The following is a 5,073-nucleotide window of genomic DNA, read 5'->3' on the forward strand; positions in this document are numbered from 1 at the left end:
GGATCCCGCCCGCGGTTGACCGGGTTGGTCGCGTAGGCCCCGTTGAAGCCGCCGTTCTTCTCCTTCGCCTCGGCCTGCCGCTCGCCCTCGGACTTGGCGGCTGCCTGCTTGCGGTAGGACGCGCCCGCCTCGGCGGGCGTCGCGTGCCCGCCGGTCCACGCCGCGGCGGTGCCCTCCGGCCAGGCGGCGGGCACCACGTCTCCGACCAGCGGGTGCTCGGGGGCCAGCGCGGCGGTGACCGCGGTGGCGGCCGAGAGCCCGAGCGCCGCGCCGAACTGGAACGACGTGTAGAACAGCGCCCCCGCGAGCCCCTGCTCCTCCTCCGCGATCCCGTCCGTGGCGGCGATCGTCAGCGGCCCGTACACCATCGCGAAGGAGCACCCGATCAGCAGCATCGTCGGGAACATCGCCAGGTAGACCGTGTCCATCCCGATCGGCAGGAAGAGCGCGTACGCCACCGCCGCCGTGACGAGCCCGCCGAGGGTGACCCGCGCACTGCCGTAACGGTTCACCAGGCGCGGCGTCAGCAGCGGTGCCAGGACCGCGTCGATGCCGAGGACCAGCATGGCGAAGCTCGTCTCCAGCGTGGACCAGCCCCGCAGCTCCTGGAGGTAGAGCACGGCGATGAACTGGAACGAGAAGAACGCCGCCGCGACCATCAGCCCCCCGACGTTCGCCCGCAGCAGCGGCGCCGAACGGAGGATGCCGAGCCGCACCAGCGGATGCGCCGAGCGGCGCTCCACGACGACGAACGCCGCGAACAGCGCCAGCGAGATCGCCAGGGTGGTCGCCGTCCGGCCCGCGCCGGTGTGGGTGGCGCGTTCCACGGTGGCGACCAGCAGCAGGATGGCGCCCGTCACGGTGAACGCGCCCAGCACATCGATCCCGCGCCGGCGCGCGCGCCCCTCCGGAGCCTCGGCCACCTCCCGTTCCTCCGTCCGGGGCAGCAGGGCCAGGGCCGCCAGCAGGATCACCAGCGAGAGGAGGACCGGCGCGAAGAACACCCACCGCCAGTCGACCGAGGTCAGCAGCCCGCCGACCACCAGACCGAGCGAGAACCCGCCGGCCGCGGTCCCCGAGTAGACCAGCAGCGCCTGGTTGCGGCGCGGCCCCTCGGGGAACGTCGTGGTGATGATCGACAGCCCCGCCGGAGTCATGAACGCGGCGGCCACGCCGGTGATGAACCGGGCGGCTATCAGCATCCACGCCTCGTCGGCCAGCCCGCCGAGGCCCGAGAACAGCAGGAAGACGGTCAGCCAGGTCAGGAACATCCGGCGGCGGCCGAACAGGTCGGCGGCCCGCCCGCCCAGCAGCATGAAGCCGCCGTAGCCGAGGACATAGGCGCTCATCACCCACTGGAGCTCACCCGTCGAGAGCCCCAGATCGGCCCGGATGGACGGCAGGGCCACATTCAGCATGGCCAGGTCGATGCCCTCGAGAAAGATGGCGCCGCACAGGACGAACAGCATGCCCCAGGCACGTGTGGACACGGCAAGAATCCCTTCAACCACAGGTCAGAGACGGTTCTTACTTGTAACTGACAGCATCATGCGGAACCATCAACGCCCATGGAAGAAGGCACTTCGAAGTACCTCGGTCACCCGGCGGGTACCACGGCGGGCCCCGCCACCGACACCGCCGACACCGCCGGCGCCCCCGCCCCCTGCGTCGAGGACTACCCCTACGACGCGCGGCAGTGGGACACCAGGGAGGACTGCGAGGTCAGGCAGATCCTCGACCGCGTCGCCGACAAGTGGTCGCTGCTGGTCATCGCGCTGCTCGACTGCCAGGGCCTGCGCTTCACCGAGCTGCGCCGCGAGGTCGACGGCATCAGCCAGCGCATGCTCACCAAGACCCTCCGCCAGCTGGAGCGCGACGGCCTGGTGAGCCGGACCGTTCACCCCACCGTCCCGCCCCGCGTGGACTACGCGCTCACGCCGCTGGGTTCCACGCTGCACGCCACCATCCAGGCGCTGGTGACCTGGACCGAGCGGCACCAGGCGGAGGTCGCCGCCGCCCGCGCCGCGTACGACGCCAGACAGGCGGCGGCCGGGGATCACGGTGTGTAGACGAACGGCACCGCTCCGCATAACAATTGACGTACCGTCAGATGCGACATGCGGCACAGCGGGCCGGAATTATGCCCTGATTTGCAGGACTTGCAGGGTTTAAATCCTGGTCAAGGGCCCGTTTATTTTCCGCAGCTACTTGGAATCCGGTGGCCGCGTCTATTAACGTTCGATAACGCAGCGCGGTCGTCACCGCCGTCGCACAGGGACGGCACCGTGCTCCATCGCCGAATCCGGCGTGTGCAAGACAACTGCACCAAAGGAACCGGGGAACCACCAATTGGGGTGAATCGGACTGCCGGCAGCCATCCGTGGCCGGCCGCCCGTAGGAGACCTTCCTGCTCCGAACCCGTCAGCTAACCCGGTAGGCGAGAGGAAGGAAAGGAGAGCGCCTCCGTGGCGTCGAACCGGCATGCCTCGCTCGAAGACACCCCTCAGGACACGTTCCGCCCCCTCGGCTCGGTCGACGCGCTCGACCCGGTGAACGGGTTCGACCCCCGCGGCTACGACGCACGCGACGCGTACCCGGCCTACTACGGCCCCGCGACCGCGGCGGACGAGCCCCACACCGAGTGGAACCCGAGCGAGGAGACCCTGCGACCGGTCCGCGGCCGGCACCGCGTCGGCCGCCAGCGCGGCGGAACCATCGCCCGCAGCAGGGCCGTTCTCGGTGTCGGCGTGATGGCGGCGGTCGGCGCGGGCGGCATGGCCACGGCCAACGAGGACGGCGCGGCGAACGTGCCGGGCGTCGGCGCCGCCACGGAGAAGGTCAAGGCCATACCGGTCCTCGGCGGCCTGCTCGCCACCCCGGACACCGCCGAAGCCGCCCCCGCCCCGGCCCCGTTCACCTCCGCCGGGATGAGCCAGACCGACATCGCCGCCGGGCACACCGACGCCGGCGAGGCGCTGCGCGCCCGCATCCTCCAGCAGGCCGACCAGCAGGAGGCGGGCGCCGAGGCCGACGCCAGGACCGCCGCCCTGGAGGCCGCCCAGGCCGACGCCGCCGAGGAGGCCGCCGCCGCGGCCGAGGCCGAGCGCGCCGCCGAGGAGGAGCGCAGGCGCCAGGAGGAAGAGGAGCGCCGGCAGCGCGAAGAGGAGGAGCGGCTGCGGCAGTTGCGCGAAAGCTACGCCCTCCCGCTCTCCGACTACCGCATCTCCACCTACTTCGGCGAGAGCGGCCCGATGTGGCAGTCCACCCACACCGGCACCGACTTCACCGCCCCCGCGGGCACCCCCGTGAAGAACGTCCACACCGGCACCGTCAAGGAGGCCGCCTGGGCGGGCTCCTACGGCTACCGCGTGATCATCGAGCTGGAGGACGGCACCGAGGTCTGGTACTGCCACCTCTCCTCGATGAGCGTCTCCGCCGGCCAGGAGGTCACCACCGGCGACACCATCGGCGGCGTCGGCTCCACGGGGAACTCGACCGGCCCCCACCTCCACCTGGAGGTCCTGCCGAACGGCACGGACGCGGTCGACCCCCTCGCCTGGCTGCGTGACAAGGGCGTGTCGATCTAGACCCCACCCGCTCCGGCGGCCCTGACGGCTCCCCCCGACGCCAGGGCCGCCGGTTTACGCTGACCCCATGAACGCCAAGAAACGCCCGGTCGGCACGCTCCAGGTCTCCCCGCTCTGCCTCGGCGGCAACGTTTTCGGCTGGACGGCCGACGAGCCCACCTCGTTCGCCCTCCTGGACGCCTACGCGGACGCCGGGGGGAACTTCATCGACACCGCCGACTCCTACTCCGCGTGGGTCGACGGCAACGAGGGCGGCGAGTCCGAGGCCGTCATCGGCCGCTGGCTGGCCCGCCGCGGCGACCGCGACGCGTTCGTCATCGCCACCAAGGTCGGCCGCCACCCCGAGCTGACCGGCCTGGCCGCGCCCACCGTCAAGCGCGCCGCCGAGGAGTCGCTGCGCCGCCTGGGCACCGACCACATCGACCTGTACTACACGCACTTCGACGACGAGTCGGTCGAGGTCCCCGAGATCATGACCGCGCTGGACGACCTGGTGCGGGAGGGCAAGGTCCGCGAGATCGCCGTCTCCAACATCACCCCGGAACGGCTGCGCGCCTCCCTGGAGTTCTCCCTCGCCGCGGGCACGGCCCGTTACGCCGCCATCCAGCCCCGTTACAACCTGGTCTCCCGCGACAGCTACGAGGGCGAACGGGCCGCGCTCGCCGAGGAGTTCGGCCTGGCCGCCATTCCCTACCCGGCGCTGGCCTCCGGCTTCCTGACCGGCAAGTACCGCCCCGGCACCGAGGTGAACAGCGCGCGCGCCGGGGGCGCGGCCCAGCACCTCGCGACCGAGCGGGGCCGCCGGGTCCTCGCCGCCCTGGACGAGGTCGCCGCCGCCCACTCCGCGGCCCCGGCCACCGTCGCCCTGGCCTGGCTCCTCTCCCGCCCCACGGTCGCCGCGCCGATCGCCAGCGCCAGCACCCTGGACCAGCTCCCCGAGCTGCTCGCCCTCTCCGACCTCACCCTGACCGACGCCGAACTCGCCACCCTCACCGCGGCGGCGGCGTAAGCGACATGCGTGCCGACGCCAAACGCAACTACGATCTGCTGATCACGGCGGCCAAGGACGTCTTCGCCGAACGCGGCCACCAGGCCCCCCTCGACGACATCGCCCGCCGCGCGGGCGTCGGCAACGCCACGATGTACCGCCACTTCCCCACCCGCCGCGACCTGCTCGTCGCCGTCTACGCGGACGAAGTGGCGGAGCTCCGCACCCTCGCCACGACCCTCCAGGCCGAACTTCCACCAGCCGAGGCCCTGTTCACCTGGCTCCGCGCGTTCGTCACCCATGTCGCCACCAAACGGGACCTGGCCCTGGCCACCCCCGAGGATGGCACGACCCCCTTCGCCGCATGGCACACGACGATGCGCACCACGGCCACCACCCTGCTCACCCACGCCCAGCGCGCCGGCACGATCCGCCCCGACCTGACGGCGGACGACCTCCTCCCCCTCGCCACGGCCATCGCCCTGACCACCACCACCC

Annotated in this window: 5 protein-coding genes and 1 riboswitch; of the genes, 4 read left to right on the forward strand and 1 reads right to left on the reverse strand. The window is 71.9% G+C overall.

Translation table 11 applies throughout. From position 1 onward, the window contains the following. The coding region (locus tag ADY01_RS32455; protein ID WP_199826365.1) for an MFS transporter at window positions 1–1,490 on the reverse strand (1,490 nt) is incomplete at its 3' end. A 78-nt stretch (window positions 1,491–1,568) separates the two neighbouring features. Here ADY01_RS32455 and ADY01_RS32460 point away from each other — a divergent pair. The 4 genes from ADY01_RS32460 to ADY01_RS32475 form a co-directional block, all read left to right on the forward strand. Then, complete coding sequence (locus tag ADY01_RS32460) at window positions 1,569–2,069, forward strand: winged helix-turn-helix transcriptional regulator (protein ID WP_049580326.1); 501 nt, start codon at window positions 1,569–1,571, stop codon at window positions 2,067–2,069. A gap of 215 nt (window positions 2,070–2,284) precedes the next feature. Next, window positions 2,285–2,454: riboswitch (cyclic di-AMP (ydaO/yuaA leader) on the forward strand. 11 nt (window positions 2,455–2,465) lie between these two features. Further along, on the forward strand, window positions 2,466–3,587 hold the full coding sequence (locus ADY01_RS32465) for a M23 family metallopeptidase (protein WP_078900802.1): 1,122 nt from the start codon (window positions 2,466–2,468) through the stop codon (window positions 3,585–3,587). Window positions 3,588–3,654: 67 nt separating this feature from the next. Further along, complete coding sequence (locus tag ADY01_RS32470; protein WP_049580327.1) at window positions 3,655–4,596, forward strand: aldo/keto reductase; 942 nt, start codon at window positions 3,655–3,657, stop codon at window positions 4,594–4,596. A 5-nt stretch (window positions 4,597–4,601) separates the two neighbouring features. Continuing rightward, the coding region (locus ADY01_RS32475; RefSeq protein WP_049580328.1) for a TetR/AcrR family transcriptional regulator at window positions 4,602–5,073 on the forward strand (472 nt) is incomplete at its 3' end.

The organism is Streptomyces sp. SBT349 (genome assembly GCF_001083795.1).
In the GTDB taxonomy this organism is placed as follows: domain Bacteria; phylum Actinomycetota; class Actinomycetes; order Streptomycetales; family Streptomycetaceae; genus Streptomyces.